The organism is Kocuria sp. ZOR0020 (assembly GCF_000800955.1).
Classification (GTDB): Bacteria; Actinomycetota; Actinomycetes; order Actinomycetales; family Micrococcaceae; genus Kocuria; species Kocuria subflava.
Genome location: NZ_JROX01000205.1, coordinates 1 through 2496 on the forward strand (window position 1 = coordinate 1; position 2496 = coordinate 2496).

Annotated in this window: 2 protein-coding genes; both read left to right on the forward strand. The window is 69.2% G+C overall.

Features of this window, described 5'->3' with window-relative positions; translation table 11 throughout:
- Nucleotides 1-109: 109 nt before the first annotated feature.
- On the forward strand, nt 110-1060 hold the full coding sequence (locus L979_RS11545) for a M56 family metallopeptidase (RefSeq protein WP_019311283.1): 951 nt from the start codon (nt 110-112) through the stop codon (nt 1058-1060).
- Nucleotides 1061-1373: 313 nt separating this feature from the next.
- On the forward strand, nt 1374-2496 hold a 1123-nt coding region (locus tag L979_RS11550; protein WP_156125571.1), incomplete at its 3' end, for a M23 family metallopeptidase.

Genomic DNA, 2496 nt, shown 5'->3' on the forward strand with positions numbered 1-2496 from the left:
CCTCGGAACAGCCAACGACCGGGCCGCCGTACTCGAACGCTTCGTCGGGGGCGTCAGTTCCGAGGAGGCACAAACTCTGCGGCGCCTCCTCGACGACCACTGAGTCCATGTGATCAGCGCCTCGATCGGCCTCGCGGCATTTGCTCTCGCCCTGGCCTGGCCCGTCCCGATCCTTTTCTCGCACGCCAAGTGGCCGACCCGCGCCCCCGCCACCGCACTGGTGCTCTGGCAGGCCGTCGCCCTGGCCGGCGGGCTGTCGATGCTCGGGGCCTTGCTCACCTTCGGCCTGGCCCCTTTTGGGCCGGACTTGGTCACGGGCGGCATCAGCTTCGCCGCTAGCTTCTTGGGAGATCAGCCATGGGTGCCCGCAGGCCCGATGCACATCCTCGCGCTGTCCGGAGCAGTTCTGCTCGGCGGGCATCTGCTGCTGAACCTGATGGTCACGATTGTGCGCGCCGAACGCGATCGCCGGCGCCATGCCCAGCTGGTCCTGCTCCTGAGCACACCGTTGCCCGATGCCCCCGGCACCCGGCTCCTCGACAACCCCGCCCCTGTCGCCTACTGCCTCCCGGGGGCGTTCACCACGATGACCGTCCTCTCTGCCGGATTGCTGTCACTGCTCGATGAAAACGAGCTGGACGCGGTGATCGAGCACGAGAAGGCACATGCCACCCAACGCCATGACATCGTGCTGATGCTATTCCGCGCCTGGAAGGCTTCCCTGCCCTGGTTCCCCATCGCCGACCGCGCTCACCGCGAAGTCGGGCTCCTCGTCGAGATGCTCGCCGACGACCGCGCCCGCCGGAGCGTCGACGACCGTACCCTCGCCCGAGCCGTCGCCCTTGTCAGCACCGGTGGATCCGCTGCTCCCTCGCACCGCTTCCAAGGCACCTGGACAGGCGCGGCCCCTGCCGAGGACGCCCGTCATCGCATCCTGCGACTGGAGGCCACGCCCGTGCCGGCGGGACAAAAGGCAACAGTCATCGGCGCAGCCGCTGCGCTCATCATCGTGCCCACCATCTTGCTGCTCGCCCCCGGCCTCACCAATCTGCTCGACTGACCACAGGCGCGAACCACCCTGGCTGCCACGGCAACACCTGACCCATGACTCGGCGCCCTGACACCGAGATCTACCGCGTCACATGAGGTACATCAGCGCCACTTTGCCACCGATTCAGGAACCTCGAATCGGAGGGCGGCAGCTCTGCGCGTCATACAGCGTTGCGTGCCCGCACGACACCGCATTAACGGGAGCGAAGACGTATCCTCAGGAGGATTGTCCGTGCTCCTACGCGCACACCAATGTTTGATGCCTGCGGTCCGTTGCTCGATCTTTCCGTCGTTGCCCGCGACGTCCTGGGGGAAACACCATCATGCCCCGTGACTCCTCTCGCCGCCCTGCCAAGCCCGACCTCCGTCACCGCGCCTCCTCGCCGGTGAGCGCCCTCGCCGCGTTCTCGGCCCTCGTGGCGCCGAGCGTGGCCGTCAGCTCGGGCGTCACTCCGGGGGCCGGCGAAGAACGAGGGGCTGCCTTCGGGGTGTCGGCGGGCTCCTCGGCCTCCTCGGAGCGGTCGGACAGCGGGTGGAGCCTCTTCGCGTCAGGTCAGGAGCGGCAGCACCCTCCGGCGGCACCGTTGCGGCAGAACCGTTCCACCTCGCCCGTCCGTGACGGCGCCGCAGGCAACGGGTCCTGGCGCCAAGGCACCGGGCCGGGCGACGCCGCCCGGAACGCGGCCTCGACGGTGCGCCCGGGGCGACATGCACCGAGGCTGTACTCGGGCGAGCTTCCCGTCAACACCCTCATCGCCCCCACCACTCCCGGGGCCGTCCTGACCGGGGGAACCTTCGGGTGGCGGATCGCCCCCGATCGCGGCGACCGCGAGTTCCACAACGGCACCGACGTCTCCGCAGCCGCAGGGCTGCCGGTCGTGGCGGCCGCCGAGGGCGAGGTGACGGCCGTGTTCTGGGACGTCTGGGGCGGCAACCGTGTGGAGGTCACCCACGCGGACGGACTGAGGACCACCTATAACCACCTCGAGGACGTCAGGGTGGCCACCGGTGACCGGCTGGCCGCAGCCGAGCAGCTCGGTTCCGTCGGTGCCACCGGAACCCGAGTCACGGGACCAAACCTGCACCTCGAGACCTGGGTCGACGGGCAGGCCGTGGACCCCCAGTCCTTCGACTGGGTCGACGGTCTCCGCGTCATTCCCGCCTCCCGCAGCAAGTACTCCTTGGAGGTGCCCGTGCCGGCCCCCGTGGATGACGAGACCACCGCCAAGAAAAAGGCCGCCTCGGACGAAGAAGCTGCCGAGCAGAAGGCCGCTGCCACCAAGAAGGTCACGAAGGAGCCCCAACCCACGGCCGAGCCTTCCGCTCCTGCGAAACCCAGCCCCACACCGGCCCCTCCACCGTCAGCGGCGCAAAAGCCCACGGCCATCCAGACCAAACCCGTAAAACCCGCCCAACCGGCACCAGCTCCTGCCCCGCCCGGCCCCA